Raw genomic sequence first — 17,986 nt, forward strand, 5'->3', positions numbered from 1 at the left:
TGTGGAACATGTATGCCGGGCAGGACGACGAACCACCTGGGGCAGCCACTATCTGTCCTGCTCGACCCTCGACCGCCCGGACGGCCCAACGCCGGGAGCCGCCGTACGGGCCGCCCGTGCGGCGGCGGCCCGGACGGGCGCAGGCATGTCAGGTCGGTCGGTTGGTTCAGCCGTTGTGAGGAGCGGTGACGTCCAGGACCCAGGTGACGCCGAAGCGGTCGGTGAGCATGCCGTACAGCGGCGCCCACTGCGCGGGCTCCAGTGGACTCACGATGGTCGAGCCCTCGGCGAGCTTGCCCCACAGGACCCTGATCTCCTCGGCTTCGTCTCCACGAACGGACACGAAGAACGAGTTCTCGCCCTGGTTCCAGGGCAGTTGCGAGGGCACGTCGTAGGCCATGACGTGGAAGCCGTTGTCACCGGCCACCGCGCCCCACATCACCCAGTCCGCCTCGCTCTCGTTCCGTACGGCTCCCGCGTCCTTGTAGGTGACCGCGACAGTACGTCCGCCGAAGACGGACTGGTAGAAGTCCAGCGCCTCACGTGCGGTGCCCCGGAAGTTCAGGTGAGTGGTGGTCGTGATGGACATGACCTGCTCCTTGCCTCGGTGTGACACATGTGTGCCGTCGGCCGTCGATGCCGAGCGGCGGCTGCCGTGACCAGGGGTTATGCCTCCCGATCGGCTCGTATGCCACGATGGCAGAGGTAGCGGACAGGGTGTGTCCGGTACTCCGGGAAGTATGGGTGTCATGCATAAAACGTCCGCTCGGCTGCTCGCGCTGCTCTCTCTCCTTCAAACGCCCCGTGACTGGTCCGGCGATGATCTCGCCGAGCGCCTAGGCATCACCTCGCGCACGGTGCGCCGTGACATCGAACGCCTTCGCGAACTCGACTACCCGATCACGACCGTCAAAGGACCGGCCGGCGGCTACCGCCTGGAGGCCGGCACTCATCTGCCGCCTATGTTGTTCGACGACGAGCAGGCCGTCGCCCTGGCCATCGCGTTGCAGACCGCGGCCACCGGCACCACCGTCGCCGAAGACGCTTCCCGCGCCCTGGCCACTCTCAGACAGGTCATGCCGCCCCGTCTGCGCCACCGCGTCGACCTGCTGCACATCACCGCGGTCCAACCGCCCCCGGCGGCCGGCGGCACCCCCCAGGCCGACGCCCAGGTCCTGATGGATCTGAGCCGCGCCATCCACGCCCGCGAGGAACTGCGCTTCGACTACGCCCCGGGTCTGAGCACCTCGGCCGATGACACCCGCCGCGTCCAACCACACCACCTGGTCACCTGGCGTCATCGCTGGTACCTGGTGGCCTGGGACCTCCACCGCGAGGACTGGCGTACCTTCCGAGTCGACCGCATCCGGCCCCGTACACCCACCGGCCCCCGCTTCGCCCCGCGCGACCTCCCCGGCGGCAGCGTCGCCACCTTCGTCACCAGCCGATTCCGCGGCAACGACGGCACCACCACCGACTGGCCCTGCCGAGGCGAGGTCATCCTCCACCTCCCGGCCGCCGACGTCGCGCCCTTCGCCCAGGACGGAATCGTCGTGGAACTCGGCCCGCACCGCTGCCGGCTCATCCTCGGCTCCTGGTCATGGACCGGACTCGCCGCCGCCATCGGCCGCTTCGACACCGATATCGAGGTCATCGGCCCACCCCAACTGGCCACCGCGTTCGGAGACCTCGCCACCCGCTACGCGCGCGCCGCTCGCACCGCAGAACCAGAGACCGGCCCGACGCGGTGAGAACGGAACTCACCACGAAAGCGCTCGATCAGTGACGGGTGCCCTTCGCGCTGGACACAGTGCGTGCGGATGCGTGTTCATGCTCGCGTCGAATCAGTACGAATGGCTTCACTGATGATGCGCACCGCGCGTTCCACGCTCTGCGCCGTCTCTTCACGGGAAGCCTCCTCGGATTCATGGATGAACGCGGTGGCGCCGCGTCGGCTGCCGCAGTAGTCGACGATGCCGTGCTCGATCTGTGTCCGTAGGGAGGTCTCGTAACCGTGGCGCTCGTATGCGTCGGCATCGGCGCCGGCGACGGGCAGGAGATGCGTGGTCAGCCACTGAAGCCTCGGCCGCACGCCCGAGGAAGGGGAGTAGTCGAAAGCCCAGCCGTTGAGGAAGACACGATCGATCCACCCCTTGAGCAGTGCGGGCACCGACCACCAGTACACGGGGAAGACCAGGACGAGATCGGTGACGCGTTCGAGACGACGGTGCTCGCGGACGACATCGGCCGGGTAGGCGCCGCCCTCGCGGTAGGTCCGGCGATCCGCCAAGGTGAACCTGGGGTCGAACTCCTCCTTGAACAGGTCGGCGATCTCGACCGGCCGGGGGTGAAGTGCTTTCTCAAGGCTTCCGAGTATGTGATGTGTCAGGGACTCAGGGTCCGGGCTTGCGGTGACCAGCAGGGTGGACGAGCTGGTGTCGGTGCTCATCACGGTCCTTCCATCATCTGAGAAATGGTGGTTTCGATGTCGTTGAACGGGGTGTCGGCTCGTGGGGCGTCCGCCCCGGTACTGCACCGACCCCCGGCGAGCAGGGTGTCTCCGCTCATGACAACGATGGGAACACGACCGGGGTGGACGATCCATGGGCAGGAAGCCGGGATACCTTTGTGATCGTCCAACCTATTGAGCTGGACGCGTTCAGTGACCTCATCCGCGGATCGGGGTGCGAGTCCACTGGAGGAAAACGGGAGCGACAGCCCTACCGGGTTGAGCACCGACAGCGACTTCACCGCCCACGCCCTGCTCGCCGCCACCCGGGCCGACCCCGTCGAGCACCTGGCCGGACAGGAGTGCGTGCCGCGCGAGCAATTGCGTGCGCAAGGAGCCCCTCGCGGGGGTCACTGGGGCGCGATATGCGACTCCCGACCGGATGATTTTCGGACTTGTTTCCTCGGATCGGCCAGAGGCGTCGCCCAAGCGCGGGGCCTCATGCCTATGCTTCTACAGCTTTGTAGATATTGCGCGGGCGCCGGGCTTCCGGCTGCCCGCCCGCGACGGCCTTCCGGCAGGGAGAAGTGGGCCATGTGCACGCGGCGCCGCCCTCCGGTGAGGCACGTTGGGCGATTCCTCATTCATCCGTATCCCCCTGGGAGGGCTTTCGTGGCTTCGATCGACCTGGACAAGATGCTGGACAAGGCGTGGGCGGACAAGGAGCTGCCCGAGATCCTCGCCGCGCCGGTATCAGCGCTGAAGGGCGTCTCGGACCGGGACGGGGAGCTGCTCCAGGAGGCGTTCGGCGTCAAGACCGTCGCCGATCTGGCCGATCTGAAGTACGCGCGCTGGGCGCAGGCCCTGGCCGTACTGGGCGCCTCCGCCAAGTGATCACGTGCCGCGGTCCGGTGCGTTCCGCCTGATTCCCGCGCACCGGGCCGCGGCTCAGGGACGACACGTAACAGAGAAGGAGTGAACGCGACGATGGTGTTCAAGCGGCTGCTCGGCTCGTTCGGCATGGGTGGCCTCGCGGTGGACACGGTCCTCGACGCGGACGCGGTGCTGCCCGGCAGCGCGCTGACCGGGCAGGTCCATCTGAAGGGCGGCGGCGCCGACTTCACGATCGAGCACATCGCCCTGGAGCTTGTGGCCCGGGTCGAGGTCGAGCACGACGACGGGGAGTCGGACGGGACGGTCGCCTTCGGCCGGTTCGGCGTCGGCGGCGACTTCCGTCTCGCGGCGGACGAGCGACGCGGCATCCCGTTCAGTGTGGCGCTGCCCTGGGAGACCCCGGTCACCGAGCTGTACGGCCATCCACTGTGGATCGCCCTCGGCGTTCGCACCGAGGTGTCGGTGGCCGGCGCCAGGGACAAGGGTGATCTCGACCCGTTCTCCGTACGCCCCCTGCCGGCCCAGGAGGCGGTCCTCGGGGCCCTCGGACAGCTCGGCTTCGGATTCAAGTCCGCGGACTTGGAGTACGGGCAGATCCGTGGCACCGGCCAGGAACTACCGTTCTACCAGGAGATCGAGCTCACGCCCCCCGCGCGGTACGCGCACCAGGTGAACGAGATCGAGGTGACCTTTCTCGCCAATCCCGGCGGCATGGAGGTGGTCCTGGAGGCCGACAAGCGCGGCGGTCTCCTCTCCGGAGGTCATGACGCGGTATCCCGTTTCGCCGTCAGCCACTCCGACGTCGGACAGATCAACTGGTATGCCGAGGTGGACGGCTGGGTGCGTCAGTTGGTCGAGCGCCGAGCCGTGCATGGCTCCCACGGTTGGCCCGGGCACGGCGACACGCACCACGGCGGAGGCGCCCAGTACGGCCGTGGGAGCCACTCATACGGCCACGGCGGACATGACCACGGCGAGGAGCAGGGGCACCGCTCCGGACCCGGTATGGGCACCGTGATCGCCGCCGGAGCGGCGGGACTGGCCGTCGGCGTGGTCGGCGGGATGGTCGCGGCCGAAGTGGTCGACGAGGTCGGTGACTTCTTCGAGGGCGACGACGAGGAGTGACGGTCAGTCGGTCAGCGCCGCGAGCTCCGCGTTGGCGCGCTCGGTGACCAGGGCGAGGACGCGGCCGGCGGCGGCGAGGTCCGCGGCGGGTATCCCGCCCCAGACGCGGGCGCTGACGGGGGCGGTCTCCGCGCCGACAGTGGCGGTCAGTTCGCGTCCCGCCTCCGTGGGCCGAAGATGCGCGCCGTCCGCGACGAGCAGCCGCTTGGCCAGCAGTTCGTCGAGAGTGGCACGGATGTCGGCCGGGTCGGCCTTGAGGTAGCCCTGGACCTGGGTGACGAGATCGTCCGGCGTCCGCGGGGCGTCGGCGGTGAGGGCGGCGCGCAGGGCGATCTGCTGCTGGAACGTGATGCCGTGCCGGGTCAGGACGGACTCCAGGATGCCGCGGGCGGCGTAGTGGGCCAGGGCGAGGGCGCGGGAGTCGGCGACGGGTTCGGTGGTGGTGGACGCGGTGGTGGCGGACGTCGTGGTGGTGGATGGCGTGGTGGTCATGGTGGTGTCCCCTGAGTGCTCTCGTCGTTCAACACGGATGGAGTGAGAGGTGCGTTGAGCAGGGTCGTCAGCTCGTCGGCGAAGGCGCGCGTCCGTGGGGCGTCGAGGCCGCCGAGCGGCTCAAGCAACTGCTGAAGCAGTTCCTGGACCGCCGCGATGGCCTGCCGCGTAATGGCCTGACCCTGCTCGGTGAGGGCGAGCTGTACGGCGCGCGGATCGCGGGGGTCCCGGGTGCGCTCGATCCGACCGGCCGACTCCAGGGCGCGCGCCAGCTTCGAGACGTACAGCGCCTCCAGGCCGGTGTGGTCGGCGAGTCGGCGCTGGCTGGGCCGCTCGCCGCTGCGCTGCATGCCGTGCAGCGACGCGACCACTACGTACTGCGCGTGGGTGAGACCCAGCGGAGCCACCGCGCGATCGACCGCTACGCGCCACTTGTTGGCGAGCCGCCATACCAGGAAGCCGGGCGTGGGGCCCGGTGGAACCTTGCTCATGGCGAATAGAGTACATAGACATTATGTCCATGGCTACTATGTTCCTCGGCCGGAGCTCGCGCCGTGCCGCCGCCGGGCGCGGTCGCACGGGATACGGGCCGTATGCGGGCCGTACTCGCGGATCGGCGGGTACGGCTCGATGAACTGCCGGCCCTGCTGCAACCTACTTATTTGCCAAAAGCACCGCCCGGAATGCCTGGCCAATGCAGTATTCGCCGTCCTCAAGAGTGGCTGCAAGGCGACGGGTGGCTATTTTGTCACCGCTGTTGACTAACTAGTTGGCGGGTGTCAGCATCGCTGCGACTTCTGGAGATTCGTCCGCCCGGTCAAGATCGCACAGGAGACCCGACGTATGACGTCCCGCAGTACTGCTGTGTCCGTACACAATCCAGGAACCGGTGAAGTCCTCGGCGAAATCGAGGACTTCACGGCCGAGCGCATCGGCGTCGCCCTTGAGGCCGCGGCGCGGGGTCAACGGGCCATGGCCGCGCTACCCGCTCATGCGAGGGCACAACTCCTGCTGAAGGCAGCGGAGTTGATCGAGGGAGAGGCCGACGCGCTGGCCCGGCAGCTCGCCGCGGAGAACGGCAAGCCGGTCTTCCAGACCACCGAAGAGGTCCGCGCCGCCATCAGGATCTTCCGTGGCTTCGCGGGCGAGGCCACCCGGCTGCTGGGGAGGCAGATTCCCCTCGACGCGGTGCCGGGCCTCGAACGCCATCTCGCCGTCACGATCCGCGAACCCCTCGGCCCCGTCGCGGCGTTGGTGCCCTTCAACTACCCCGTCGAGCTGTACGCCCACAAGGCGGCGGCGGCACTCGCCGCGGGCAACGCGGTGCTCGTCCACCCGCCGGTGCGCTGCCCGCTGACGCTCATCCGGATCGCGGAACTGATCGCCGCCGCCGGATTCCCCGCCGGTGCGCACCAACTGCTCACCGGCGGCGTGCACGTCTCCCAGGAACTGGCCACCAGGGCGGGCGCCGCCGCCATCAGCCTGACGGGATCCACCACCGCCGGCCGCGAGATCGCCCGCCGCGCCGCGGACACCCTCAAGAAGGTCCACCTCGAACTCGGCGGCAACGACGCCCTGATCGTCTGTGACGACGCCGATGTGGAGGCCGCTGCGCAGGCCGTGATCCTGGGGCGCCTCGCGCGCGGCAACGGCCAGATCTGCTGCGCGGTCAAGCGCGTATACGTCCAGAGCGGTGTGCACGACGCCTTCGTGGACGCCCTCCTGTCGGGCGCCGCCAAGCTCAGTGTCGGCGATCAGCTCGCCGACGGCACCGATGTGGGCCCGCTCATCAGCGAGGCCGCCGCCCAGCGCGTGGAGCAGGCCGTGGGCACCCTCGTCTCGGACGGCGCCCGCAAAGTGGCGGGCGGCGCCCGCCGCGGTGCCTTCTACGATCCCGCCGTCCTCGTCGACGTGCCCACCGACAGCGCGGCCTTCAACGAGGAGATCTTCGGGCCCGTCGCCCCCGTGGCCCGTTTCGAAGACCCCCTGGACGCCGTTCGGATGGCCAACGCCTCCCCGTACGGACTCCAGGCCGCCGTCTTCACCCAGGACATCCAGCGCGCCTACACCCTCGCCAACCGGCTTGACGTGGGCGGTGTCGTGATCAACGGATCCACCGCGCTGCGCGCCGAGAACCTGCCCTTCGGCGGCCCCAAGGACACCGGCGGCTCCGTCGAGGGACTGCATGACACGGCTCTGGAGTTCACCCGGCAGAAGACGGTCATCGTGATGGAGGCCTTCCAGTGAGCGGTGCGCCCGCTCCGCCGGCGCTCGACGTGCGCGGGGTGCACAAGTCGTACGGCGGTACCAAGGTGCTGCACGGCGTGGACCTCAAGGGCCACGCCGGTGACGTGCTCGCCGTGGTCGGCGCGAACGGCGCCGGAAAGTCCACTCTCATCAAGATCCTCGCGGGCGCGGAGCGGATGAGCAGCGGTGAACTGCGCCTCGACGGGGAGGTCGTGGCGTTGCGCTCCCCGCACGACGCGCACACCCATGGCATCAGGACCGTCCATCAGGAGCTCACCCTCATCCCCGAACTGTCCGTCACGGAGAACCTGTTGATGGGCCACTACCCGCGCATGCCGGGCGGCCTCATCAACTGGCGGGCCGCGCACGCCCGCGCCCGGGTGCTCCTGGAGGACATCGGATACGGGGCGATCGACCCCCGGACCAAGGCGGGCGGCCTCACCGTCGCACGCCAGCAGATGGTGGAGATCGCCAAGGCCCTCGTGGACGAGAGCGGGGAGCCGAGGGTGCTGGTCCTCGACGAGCCCTCGGCCGTGCTCGCGGGCGCCGATCTGGAGGCCTTGTTCGCCCTGATCCGGAGGCTTCAGAAGCGCGGTGTGGTCATCGTCTACGTATCGCACCGGCTCGCCGAGGTCACCGAACTGGCCACCACCATCGTCGTCATCAAGGACGGTCGCGTCGTCGCGGAGACCACACCGCGGCAGACGGACGAGAACGAGATGATCCGTCTGATGGCGGGACGCCGGCCACAACAGCTGTACCCCGACCGCCGCACCGACGTGGGCCGGGAACTGCTTACGGTCCAAGGGCTCAGCAGACCCGGCGAGTTCGACGATGTCTCCTTCACACTGAGGGCGGGTGAGATCACCGGCCTGTTCGGTCTTGTCGGATCGGGCCGCAGCGAGCTGGCACACTGCGTCTTCGGTGCCCGGCGCGCTGCCCAAGGGACGATCAGGGCCGAAGGCTCACCCACCGACCGGTTCCGCAGCCCCAAGGAGGCCATCGGCGCGGGGCTCGCCCTGGTCACGGAGGACCGTAAGCGCACCGGTCTGGTCCTCGGCCTCAGCACCGAGGACAACATCGGTCTGACCACCCTCAAGAGCGCGACCAGGGGACCGCTCCTCGACACCGCCCGGCGCAGGCGCGACGCCCTGGCGATGACCGACCGGCTCGACATCAGACCCGCTCACTCCGCACGGTTGCCCGTACGCGCGCTCAGCGGCGGCAACCAGCAGAAGGCCGTTCTGGCGAAGTGGCTGCTCACCTCGCCGCGTGTGCTCCTTCTCGATGAGCCGACCCGTGGGGTCGACATGGCGACCCGGGTGGAGATCTACCGCATGCTCGACGAACTCGCCCGTGACGGAATGGCCGTCCTCCTCATCTCGTCCGACCTCACCGAGGTCCTCGGCGCAACCGACCGCGTGCTGGTGATGCACGAGGGGCGGATCGCCGCCGAGCTCCCCTCTGACCGTACGTCCGAGGACACCGTCCTCGCCCACGCGATCGGACACGCCGCATGACGGATCAACTCTCGGCCTCTCCACGGGACTCCGAACGACTCCCCGAGCACGGCAGCACCGGGGCGGGAGGCGGCCCGCGACTGCCCAGGATCAGGGTGGCGGGGCGCGACATCACCCTGGAAGTGGGCCTCGCCGCGCTGCTCGTCGCCTTCATCGCGATCGCCGGTACGACCACCGACGCCTTCCTCACCGAGGCGAACGTCACGAACCTGCTCAAGCAGATGGTCACCACCGGACTGCTCGCCTTCGGCATGCTCACGGTGATCCTGACGGGCGGTATCGACCTCTCGGTCGGCTCGGTGGTCGCCTTCTCCGGCATTCTCGCCGCGGGCCTGTCGGCCGGGCTGCCCGTGTGGCTGGCGATGCTGATCGGAGTGGCGTCGGGCATCGGGTTCGGGCTGGTCAACGGGGCACTTGTGGCCCGCTTCCAGCTCGCCCCCTTCGTGGTGACACTCGCCGCGCTCACCACCATCCGGGGTCTGGCCTTCGTCTACTCGGAGACCCCGGTCGCACCGGAGAAGGCCGGCTTCTTCGAACTGGGATCCGCCGCGGTGGGCCCTGTACCCGTCTCCACGATCATCATGATCGCCGTCTTCCTGCTCGGCGGAGTCTTTCTCGGCCGTACGCCCGCGGGCCGGGCACTGACCGCGATCGGCGGCAGCGCGGAGACCGTACGCCTCGCGGGCATCGGCGTACGACGCCATGTGGTGCTCGCCTACACCATCAGCGGCGCCTGCGCCGGACTCGCGGGTGTCATTCTCGCCAGCCGTGTCGGAATCGCCCAGCCCAGTGTGGGCACCGCCTTCGAACTGGACGCCATCGCCGCCTGTGTGATCGGTGGTGCAAGCCTGGCCGGTGGCAAGGGCACCGTGCGGGCGACCTGCGCCGGTGTGCTGGTGCTCGCGCTGATCAACAATCTGCTCAACCTCTATGACGTACAGAGCTTCTGGCAGCAGGTTTTCAAGGGGCTCATCATCGTTGCCGTCATTCTCGTCCAGCGCGCGGGGCGGCTCCGCCCCGCCGCCGGAGCGACGACCCCGGGAAAGGGATCGCTGTCATGATCGCCCGTAACAAGACGCGCCGCGCCGGACTGCTCGCCGGGGCCGTTCTCGTCACCACCCTGTCGGGCTGCTCGTCCGACAGTGGGAACGCGAGCGGTGAGGGGGACGGCGACTACACGGTCGGCGTCGCCAATTTCACCTTGAGCGGGCCCTACTTCAACGGCATGGACCGCGCCATCAAGGCTCAGGCGAAGAAGAAGGGCGTCGAAGTCCGCAGCACGGATGCGGGCGGTGACGCGGCCAAGCTCGCCTCCAACGTCGAGGACCTGCTGAGCAAGGGCGTCGACGCGGTCATCATCTCGGGTGGCCCCCTGGAATCGGCCCCCGCCGTCCTCAACGCCATCAAGGCCGCGGGCAAGCCGGCCGTACTCGTCGACCGCAAGTTCAAGACCGGCGACTACACGAGCTGGATCGGCCCCGACAACGAGGCGATCGGCAAGCAGAACGGCGAGTTCCTGGCCGGTCGGCTGCCCGACGCGGCCACGGTCGCGATCGTCAAGGGGGGCCCCGCGGACAACAGCATCGGCCTGGCCCGCACCAACGGCGTCAAGAGCGCCCTCACCGGTGCGGGACTCAAGATCGTCGAGGCCCCCGACTTCGGCAACTGGAGCTCCGACGGCGGACTGACCGTGACGGAGAGCCTGCTCGCCTCGCACAAGGACATCGACGCGGTGTTCTGCGAGAACGACGCCATGTGCCTGGGCGCCCAGCGCGCCATCAAGGACGCCGGCCGGGACAAGGACATCGTACTGGCCGGTGTCGACGGCCAGGCCGAAGCTCTCAAGGCCATCTCGGACGGCACGAACTACCTGGTCACCGGCCTCAATGACGCCGATGAGATCGGCAGTCTCGGTCTGGACAGGACCATCGACATCCTCGGTGGCAAGAAGACGGAGAAGGACACGGTCGTGCCTTCGCCGCGCGTCACCAAGGAGAACGCCAACACATACTACGACCCGGACGGGGAGTTCTGATGAGCCGCACCGACTCGGACCAGGGCCGTCTCCCTTTGCGAAGAAGGCACCGCTACGTCATGACCGCCCTGCTCGGCGGCGCACTCGCCCTCACGCCGCTGCTCGCCGCGGCGCAGACCACGGACGAGTCCGCTTCCGCGTCCCTCGCGGACCAGAAGGGGCCCGCCCAGAAGCCGCCGACGAAGCAGCAGTGGAAGCTCCTGCACTCCGAGGACTTCTCGAAGAAGCTCGACCCGGGGAAGGCACCATGGGTCAGGGAGGCCTACGACAACCCGTTCGACACTGTCATGGACGACAACGGCAAGTGGTATCACAACGATTACGGTGATGCCTGGGACGAGCAGCTCGACTCCTTCGCCACCTACCGGAAGGAATTCCCGGTCGGCGAGGACGGCTGGCTGACCGCCTCGCTGTCCGCCCGCGACTGGGACAAGGACGGCACCATCGAGAAGCCGCCGTCCATCACCAACGGCAGAGCCGGCGAGTCCACCGTCGCCGAACTCGATGTTCCCGACCACACGGGCGGCGCCATCTTCCGGCCCACCGAGTCGCTTCCCGAGCAGTACCGCATCGAGTACAAGCTCAAGACACTCGACTTCGGCGGCAAGCGCAACGGAACCATCGACTACGACAACCGCGTCAACGGTTACAGCAAGGACGGGTGCAAGACACAGCACCCCTGGGGCGAGGGCTCCAGAAGCCCCGGCTGGGAGGGCGACGCCTCCGCCCCGTACTGCGAGTGGCAGGACGTCCGCGCGGGCAAGTACGGCTACAACGGATTCCACTATCTGTCCATCGTGGACTTCGCCGACCCCGCTCCCCGCAACAACCACTTCTGGCACTACCGGCGCAAGGTGCTCATGGACTCCTTCGCCCAGCACCCGGACCGTGTCGGCACGGGCACCGGCGGCCGTGTCTGCAACGCGAAGACCGACGAGTACTACGACTACAAGGACAGCAGCTTCAACACGGTCAACATGTGGATCAGCGGACTGCCGAACTGGGCCCCGGGCCAGGGCGGTCTGGCCGGTAACTCGCAGTGGTTCATGACCAGTTGTTCCGACGGTGTCGCCGAGCAGCAGCTGTCGTCCGCGGCCGAACTCCAGCCCGAGCTGATGCCGAACGAGGACTACACGTTCGCCATCGAGCGCGACGCGACCGGCTACACGCTGGAGGCCAGCGGGAACTTCGCCCGCGCCGGACAGCAGACACTCCGCTTCCACCGCGACTTCATCGTGAACAACAATCCGATCTGGCACTACAACGTCAAGCCCGACGAGTACGACGGCCGCTACAACAACACCCTCGTCCAGGGCAAGGACCTGAACGGGAAGGCCGCATGGCCCGACCAGTGGCCGAAGGACTCCGCCTACCCGGACTCCTTCGTCATCGGCGACCTCTACACCAACGTGTACGAGGGCAGCGCGAGCCTCACGGACATCAAGCTGTTCGTGCCGAAGCCGGGGAAGAAGTGAACTGACCCGCCGAGCCCGCGGCTCCGCCTCCTCGCCCGGTCACCGGTGGGCGAGGAGGCGGAGCCATGTCACATGGGCTCGTGGTCGCACGGACTCGCGCCGTGGATGACGGTGGCAGCCAGGCGGAGCGTCGTCGACATGATCGGTAATTCGCTGGCGGGGAGGGTGAGTTGACGTGCACACTCGCTGTTCGCCCAGTTCCCGCGGGCCCCCGCAGGACTCCCGCGGTCCAGGAAAGGCAGCCATGCCCGTCATCGAGGTGACCGATCTCGTCAAGGAGTTCCGCAGACCCAAGCGGCAACACGGCTCGTTCGCGGGCATCCGCACCCTGCTCACCCGCGAGTACACCGTCAACCGGGCCGTCGACGGCATCTCTTTCGGGATCGAGCCGGGCGAGATGGTGGGGTACCTCGGCCCCAACGGCGCCGGGAAATCCACCAGCATCAAAATGCTCACCGGCATACTCGTGCCCACCTCCGGGACCGTCCGGGTCGCCGGGGCCACGCCCTGGCGCGACCGGGCCCGTAACGCCCGCCAGATCGGTGTGGTCTTCGGCCAGCGCAGCCAGCTCTGGTGGGATCTGCCCTTGCGCGACTCGCTATGGCTGATCGGCCGGCTCTATGACGTGCCGGCGGGCCGGTTCGCCGAGAAACAGAAGCGGTTCACGGAACTGCTCGACCTCGGCTCCTTCCTCGACACCCCGGTGCGTCAGCTCTCGCTCGGCCAGCGGATGCGCGGCGACCTCGCCGCCGCGATGCTCTACGACCCGAGCATCCTCTACCTCGACGAACCCACCGTGGGGCTCGATGTCGTCGCCAAGGAGCGAATACGCGGCTTCGTCGCCGAACTCAACCGCCAGTCCGGCACCACGGTCGTCCTCACCACCCACGACCTCGACGACGTCGAGGAGCTGTGCGAGCGCATCGTGCTCATCGACCACGGCAAAGTCGCCTACGACGGCGACGTGGCGGAACTGAAGGCGCGCTATGCCCCACACCGCGAACTCGTCGTGCAGACCGACCATCTTGAGGAGGTCGAGGGCGCCGAGATCGTCCGCCGCGAGGAGGGCAAGGTGTGGCTCCGCTTCGACCCCACAAGGACCTCGCCCGCCCGGCTGGTCGCCGCGGTACTGGCGCGACACCGGGTGACCGATCTGTCGATCGTGGAACCCGAGCTGGAGAGCGTCATCCACCGGATCTACGCGGACCGCCGATGAAAGCCCATCTCGCCTGCGCCCGGATGGAATTCCGCGTCGCTCTCGCCTACCGCGCGTCGTATCTGTCGACGTTCGTGATGATGCTCCTGCAGATCTATCTGCTGACGGTGGTGTGGAGCGCGTTCTACGACGGCCGTGAGGAGGTGGAAGGGATCACCCTCGGCACCATGACGGCGTACGCGACCCTGGCCACCCTCCAGTACAACCTGGTCAGTCCCTGGCGGTCCTCGCCCATCGACCAGCGGGTGCGTGAGGGCAAGGTCGCGGTGGATCTGCTGCGCCCCATCGGCTTCCCCGGGCAGATGCTGGCCGGTCAGTTCGGATGGATCTCCGCCTCGGTGCCGGTCCTGGTGGTGGCGCTGCCGTTCGCGCTGCTGGTCGGCGCGGGCAGGGCCCCCGAGTCACCGGCGGCCGCGTTCGCCTATCCGCTGGCCCTGCTCGCCGCTCTGGTCGTCAACCAGTTGCTGGGGTTGCTGCTCGGCATGGTGTCCTTCTGGACTCTGGAGGTGAGCGGAGCCCTGCTGGCCTACCGTTTCGTCGCCCAGTTCTTCTCCGGGGCCCTGGTCCCGTTGTGGTTCATGCCGGACCCGGTCAGGGCCGCCGCCGAACTGCTCCCCTTCCAGGCGACCGCGCACACCCCGGCCGCCGTCTACCTCGGCCAGATCGAGGGTCCGGGCATCGCCGCCGCCCTCGGTGTGCAGCTGTGGTGGATCGTCGCCCTGAGCGGGCTGGCCGCGCTGGTCTGGTCACGGGCGCGGCACCGAGTCCTGTCGCAGGGCGGGTGAACGCGATGCGAGGGCTCCGTGTCTATCTGCTGCTGGCCGGTGCGGCGTTCCGTTCCGAATTCCAGTACCGGGGAAACCTGTTCATCAACATCATCGGCGGTCTGTTCTACCAGGGTGTCGGTCTGGCCTTCATCTGGGCGGTCCTCGACCGTTTCGGCGAGGTCGGCGGCTGGGGGCTGAGCGAGATCGCCTTCCTCTACGGGCTGCGGCTCACCGCCCATGGTCTGTGGCTCGTCCCCGGCCATCAGCTGATCCATGTCGACGAGGTCGTGGTCGAGGGGGAGTACGACAGATATCTGATCCGGCCCGTGTCGCCGCTGGTCCAACTCCTCACCCGAAGACTCCGGCTGAGCGCGCTCGGCGACCTGGTGGGCGGGTTCGTGCTGTTGGCCATCGCCTCGGCCCGCGCGCCGGTCGACTGGTCACCGGGGGCCGTCGGTTTTCTGCTGCTGGCGGTGGTCGGCGGCGCGCTGGTGGAGGGTTCACTGCAACTCGCCGCGTCGGGACTCGCGTTCAGGATGAAGAAGGTCACTCCGATCAAGTTCGCCATCGACATGATCTTCAGCGACTTCGGCAACTACCCGCTGAAGATCTTCGGTTCGGCCGCCGGGTTCGGACTGACCTTCGTCTTCCCCCTGGCGTTCGTCGCCTACCTCCCGGCGACCGTACTGCTGGACCGCGAGGAGGAACTGGCCGTGCCCGCGTGGCTGGGCTGGGGCGCGCCCGCCGTCGGCGTCCTGCTGATGTACGCGGCGTATCGCTTCTGGGAGCACCAGTCCCGCCACTACGAGAGCAGCGGGCACTGAGCTGGACATCGCGTCCGTGTGCGGGGGCGACCCGCTCCACCAGCCGAACCAGCTCCCCGCGGTCCACCGACCGGCGACCGGCGAACGGCCCGTCAGGGTGGCCGCGTTCGTGCTGGACTCTCCGCTGCGAGCGTGCCGGGGCGGGTGGTGTACGCGCTGCTGCCCGCGCCCGCGGAGCACGGTGTGCCGCGCGGACCGAGGGGCTTGACGATCCGCCGCTCGATCTCGGTGCCGATGCTCCGCCCGGTGACCTTGGAGACGATCAGGGAGTCGTTGACGCTGTCATCGAGGTCGAGCTTTCCCTCGCCGACGACCTTGCGGCCCGTCCTGAGATCGGCGAGACCCACACCGCCGCTGACGACGCCGCAGCGCGGACTCTTCACCGTCACGCCGATCCCCGAGGCGCCCACGGTCCCCAGCGCCTTCAACGCCGTCCGGACAGGCTTCGTATCGCACCCCGGTGCCGCCGCGGCCGACATAACCCGGCGACGTCGGCGGTCATCTCCGGGATACTGGTCGCCCATGGATGAGGTCAAAGTCGTTGTCGCCCATTCCGAGCGCGCGACCCTGCGCGTCGGCGATGTTTTCCTGAAGGTGGACGCCGATCAGGCGCGCGTCGACGTCGAGGTCGAGGCGATGTCCCTCGCGCCGGTCCCGACCCCGGAGGTCCTGTGGCGCAAGCCGCCCGTGCTCGCGATCGCCGCACTCCCGGGGACGACGCTTGGGCGCCTCGGCGGGCCGTCGACCGGGTCGTCGGCGGCATGGGCCGCGGCGGGCGCCGCCATCCGGAAGCTGCACGACGCGCCGCTGCCGCCCCGGCCCGGCCGGGCCGGCCGGAGCATCCTCGCGCTGACGGCCGAACTCGACGACGAGTGCGAGTCGCTCGTGACGAACGGCCTCCTGCCCGCTGACCTGGTCACCCGCAACCGCCAGGTCGCCGAGGCCGCGCTCCGGCCGTGGACCCCGGCGTTCACGCACGGCGACCTGCAGATCGCGCACGTCTTCGTCGACGGCGACGAGGTCACGGGCATCATCGACTGGTCCGAGGCGGGCCAGGGCGATGCCCTGTACGACCTCGCCACCTTCACACTCGGACACGAGGAGCACCTCGACGACGTCGTCGCCGGCTATGGCACCGACATCGACCTCGACGTGATCCACGCGTGGTGGTCGTTGCGAAGCCTGCTGGCGGTTCGCTGGCTGATCGAGCACGGCTTCGACCCGTTCGCGCCGGGCTGTGAGGTCGACGTGCTGAGATCCCGGATGTGAGGCAGATGACGGCGCAGCCGACTCCCTGATCCGGCCTGATCCAAACGGAAGGCCCTAGCTGTCTGAATCGCCGAGTTGGGTCGGGTGCTGGCTCCGGCGCGTACGCTTCGCCCGGCGCACCAACTCGCCCGCCGCCAGGGTCGCGCCGGCCACTCCGCGCACCCAGCGCGGGCCGCCCCGCGCCGCCCACACGACACAGACGCACCCTCCGAGGGCGAGCACGAGGACGCCGGACAAGATGAGCACGGCCATGCGCATTCCCTTCCTACTGTTGCGGTGTACGCGCCATCCTCTCAGTCTGCGGAACAGGCCGTCGCAGTGGCCCAGCTGTCTCCCGGCGCGGAGGGGGCGAGCTCGGCCCGCCGTGTGTGGTTTGCCCCTGTGCTGTACTGGTGCCCACCCGACCTGACACCACCCTCGGAGGCCTTCGATGGCCCGGTTGTACGTTCGTCCCGGCATCGACCCCGACGAACCTGACGCGCCCGTCGTCGTCCTCCTCGTAGATCCCGAGGGCGCCCCCGGGGAGCGCGCCGTGGTCCGGCTCGGCGATTCCTGTCACGAGGCGAACGGGTGGGCCTGCCTGTTGCGGACCGATGGTTGGGCCGAGCACGCACGCGACGGCGATCAGCTGGTGGTCGACATCGCCGTGTACCCGGTCGGGTTGCGCGCGGTCGGCGTGGACCCCGCAGGCTTCCCCCTCCGGTCGGCCGTCGACCCGGAGGCCGTGGTGATCCTGCGCGCGCGGACAGCGGTCGGCCCGGAGTCGTCCGTACGACTGTCCGAGGGCACGGCCGTGTTCAGGGCGGGCCCGGACGTTCCCCTGGACGAGCTGCTCGCGACCTATGACGACTGGCCGATGCTGCTCGCGCCCCCGCCCTACCGTTCCTCAGCCCAGTGACAAGTCGCCCTGATCGTCCTTGATCTTCACCTTGACCCAGGCACGCCCGCTGCTGTTGCCGTCGCCGACGCCGACGACGCGGCATTCGAACTCCCGGCCCGCCTCGACGGGGACGGAAGCGGGGCAGCTGACATCGTCGATGGTCGGGGGCTTGGCGAAGGAGCTGTCGGATTCGACGTTGTTGAGCACGGCTCGCGCCAGCGCGTCCTGATCCAGCACGCGTTGCGGCTGTACGGCGGGACTCCCGGCCAACACCATGATGGTGAAAGTGAGCGCACAACAGGCGATCACGGCCAGGGAGAGCGTGATGACGGTACGGGCGAAGCTGCGTTGATCAGTCACATGGACAGTCCTATCCGGCTGTTCGTGCTCATACAACCCGTGTGGTGACGTGAAGTCGCGGAGCGGCGCCATGAGCGCTGCGGTCATCTGTGAGCCGTACCAAGGAAACCCACGATCCTGTGGTATCTCACGTAGCGCCGCCGCCACCTCGGCTCGGCCCGCGCGCCATTGGTCCAGCAGCACCGATCGCGGTTCGGCCGCTCCCGCGGCGGCATCGAGGTCCGCGTACTGGCTGCCCGCGGCTTCGGCCCGCCTCAGCACAGCGTCGAACGCTTCCGGGGTCCGTATGGCGATGAGGACGTTCAGCCCCCTCGGCCACAACGGTGGAGGACAGGGGGAGCGGAAACGAGAACACTGTTCTTGACTTTGCGCGAGGAGTGGATCCATGATTCAGAGAACAGTGTTCTCGGATTTCTCCCGCCCTCGAAGGAAG

General features: G+C 68.6%; 20 protein-coding genes and 1 pseudogene. 14 read left to right on the plus strand and 7 right to left on the minus strand.

The window, feature by feature from the left end; all coding sequences use genetic code 11:
• Window positions 1-166: 166 nt before the first annotated feature.
• A complete protein-coding gene (locus AB0M67_RS05790; protein WP_365743016.1) occupies window positions 167-589 on the minus strand; it encodes a VOC family protein in 423 nt (140 codons plus the stop codon).
• 160 nt (window positions 590-749) lie between these two features.
• On the opposite strand from AB0M67_RS05790, the gene AB0M67_RS05795 reads away from it, so the two are divergent.
• Window positions 750-1,751: a WYL domain-containing protein gene (locus AB0M67_RS05795; RefSeq protein WP_365743018.1), complete on the plus strand. Its 1,002-nt coding sequence runs from the start codon at window positions 750-752 to the stop codon at window positions 1,749-1,751.
• Between the two features lie 77 nt (window positions 1,752-1,828).
• Here the strand turns inward: AB0M67_RS05795 and AB0M67_RS05800 are convergent, their stop codons facing one another.
• Window positions 1,829-2,449, minus strand: coding sequence for an NAD(P)H-dependent oxidoreductase (locus AB0M67_RS05800; protein ID WP_365743020.1), 621 nt, complete (start codon window positions 2,447-2,449; stop codon window positions 1,829-1,831).
• A gap of 276 nt (window positions 2,450-2,725) precedes the next feature.
• On the opposite strand from AB0M67_RS05800, the pseudogene AB0M67_RS05805 reads away from it, so the two are divergent.
• From AB0M67_RS05805 to AB0M67_RS05815, 3 genes and pseudogenes are all read left to right on the plus strand, one after another.
• Window positions 2,726-2,848: pseudogene (locus tag AB0M67_RS05805) on the plus strand (TetR/AcrR family transcriptional regulator); the annotation flags it as partial.
• A 273-nt stretch (window positions 2,849-3,121) separates the two neighbouring features.
• On the plus strand, window positions 3,122-3,343 hold the full coding sequence (locus AB0M67_RS05810; protein ID WP_365743691.1) for a hypothetical protein: 222 nt from the start codon (window positions 3,122-3,124) through the stop codon (window positions 3,341-3,343).
• 93 nt (window positions 3,344-3,436) lie between these two features.
• Window positions 3,437-4,468: a sporulation protein gene (locus tag AB0M67_RS05815; RefSeq protein ID WP_365743022.1), complete on the plus strand. Its 1,032-nt coding sequence runs from the start codon at window positions 3,437-3,439 to the stop codon at window positions 4,466-4,468.
• A 3-nt stretch (window positions 4,469-4,471) separates the two neighbouring features.
• Here AB0M67_RS05815 and AB0M67_RS05820 read toward each other — a convergent pair whose 3' ends face one another.
• Entirely contained in the window at window positions 4,472-4,960 is a 489-nt protein-coding gene (locus tag AB0M67_RS05820) for a MarR family transcriptional regulator (RefSeq protein WP_365743024.1), read from the minus strand.
• Window positions 4,957-5,451 carry a MarR family transcriptional regulator gene (locus AB0M67_RS05825; protein WP_365743026.1) on the minus strand — a complete coding sequence of 165 codons (495 nt, stop codon included), beginning with the start codon at window positions 5,449-5,451 and terminating at the stop codon, window positions 4,957-4,959. Before AB0M67_RS05825 ends, AB0M67_RS05820 begins: the two co-directional genes overlap by 4 nt.
• A 352-nt stretch (window positions 5,452-5,803) precedes the next feature.
• Between AB0M67_RS05825 and AB0M67_RS05830 the strand changes: the two genes are divergently transcribed.
• The 8 genes from AB0M67_RS05830 (at window position 5,804) to AB0M67_RS05865 (ending at window position 15,044) form a co-directional block, all read left to right on the plus strand.
• A complete protein-coding gene (locus AB0M67_RS05830; protein WP_365743028.1) occupies window positions 5,804-7,207 on the plus strand; it encodes an aldehyde dehydrogenase family protein in 1,404 nt (467 codons plus the stop codon).
• Entirely contained in the window at window positions 7,204-8,727 is a 1,524-nt protein-coding gene (locus AB0M67_RS05835) for a sugar ABC transporter ATP-binding protein (protein WP_365743030.1), read from the plus strand. The genes AB0M67_RS05830 and AB0M67_RS05835 overlap by 4 nt, the downstream gene beginning before the upstream one ends.
• Window positions 8,724-9,788: an ABC transporter permease gene (locus tag AB0M67_RS05840; RefSeq protein WP_365743033.1), complete on the plus strand. Its 1,065-nt coding sequence runs from the start codon at window positions 8,724-8,726 to the stop codon at window positions 9,786-9,788. Before AB0M67_RS05835 ends, AB0M67_RS05840 begins: the two co-directional genes overlap by 4 nt.
• Entirely contained in the window at window positions 9,785-10,762 is a 978-nt protein-coding gene (locus AB0M67_RS05845) for a substrate-binding domain-containing protein (RefSeq protein ID WP_365743035.1), read from the plus strand. Before AB0M67_RS05840 ends, AB0M67_RS05845 begins: the two co-directional genes overlap by 4 nt.
• Window positions 10,762-12,237 (plus strand): mucin-5B, encoded by a 1,476-nt coding sequence (locus AB0M67_RS05850; protein WP_365743037.1) that lies wholly within the window; start codon window positions 10,762-10,764, stop codon window positions 12,235-12,237. The genes AB0M67_RS05845 and AB0M67_RS05850 overlap by 1 nt, the downstream gene beginning before the upstream one ends.
• Before the next feature lie 244 nt (window positions 12,238-12,481).
• Window positions 12,482-13,453 (plus strand): ATP-binding cassette domain-containing protein, encoded by a 972-nt coding sequence (locus AB0M67_RS05855; RefSeq protein WP_365743039.1) that lies wholly within the window; start codon window positions 12,482-12,484, stop codon window positions 13,451-13,453.
• Complete coding sequence (locus tag AB0M67_RS05860; protein ID WP_365743041.1) at window positions 13,450-14,238, plus strand: ABC-2 family transporter protein; 789 nt, start codon at window positions 13,450-13,452, stop codon at window positions 14,236-14,238. The genes AB0M67_RS05855 and AB0M67_RS05860 overlap by 4 nt, the downstream gene beginning before the upstream one ends.
• Window positions 14,239-14,243: 5 nt before the next feature.
• Window positions 14,244-15,044, plus strand: coding sequence for an ABC-2 family transporter protein (locus tag AB0M67_RS05865; RefSeq protein WP_365743044.1), 801 nt, complete (start codon window positions 14,244-14,246; stop codon window positions 15,042-15,044).
• Between the two features lie 92 nt (window positions 15,045-15,136).
• On the opposite strand, the gene AB0M67_RS05870 is transcribed toward AB0M67_RS05865, so the two are convergent.
• Window positions 15,137-15,433: a hypothetical protein gene (locus AB0M67_RS05870; protein WP_365743046.1), complete on the minus strand. Its 297-nt coding sequence runs from the start codon at window positions 15,431-15,433 to the stop codon at window positions 15,137-15,139.
• A 133-nt stretch (window positions 15,434-15,566) separates the two neighbouring features.
• Here AB0M67_RS05870 and AB0M67_RS05875 point away from each other — a divergent pair, with 133 nt between their 5' ends.
• Entirely contained in the window at window positions 15,567-16,313 is a 747-nt protein-coding gene (locus AB0M67_RS05875) for a phosphotransferase (protein WP_365743048.1), read from the plus strand.
• 54 nt (window positions 16,314-16,367) lie between these two features.
• Here the strand turns inward: AB0M67_RS05875 and AB0M67_RS05880 are convergent, their stop codons facing one another.
• Complete coding sequence (locus AB0M67_RS05880) at window positions 16,368-16,565, minus strand: hypothetical protein (RefSeq protein WP_365743050.1); 198 nt, start codon at window positions 16,563-16,565, stop codon at window positions 16,368-16,370.
• Between the two features lie 178 nt (window positions 16,566-16,743).
• Here AB0M67_RS05880 and AB0M67_RS05885 point away from each other — a divergent pair, with 178 nt between their 5' ends.
• Window positions 16,744-17,211 (plus strand): hypothetical protein, encoded by a 468-nt coding sequence (locus tag AB0M67_RS05885; protein WP_365743052.1) that lies wholly within the window; start codon window positions 16,744-16,746, stop codon window positions 17,209-17,211.
• Here the strand turns inward: AB0M67_RS05885 and AB0M67_RS05890 are convergent.
• A complete protein-coding gene (locus tag AB0M67_RS05890) occupies window positions 17,200-17,940 on the minus strand; it encodes a DUF4333 domain-containing protein (RefSeq protein ID WP_365743054.1) in 741 nt (246 codons plus the stop codon). The two genes, AB0M67_RS05885 and AB0M67_RS05890, sit on opposite strands and share 12 nt — an antisense overlap.
• Window positions 17,941-17,986: the final 46 nt, after the last annotated feature.

This window comes from Streptomyces sp. NPDC051662 (assembly GCF_040681655.1).
Lineage (GTDB): Bacteria > Actinomycetota > Actinomycetes > Streptomycetales > Streptomycetaceae > Streptomyces.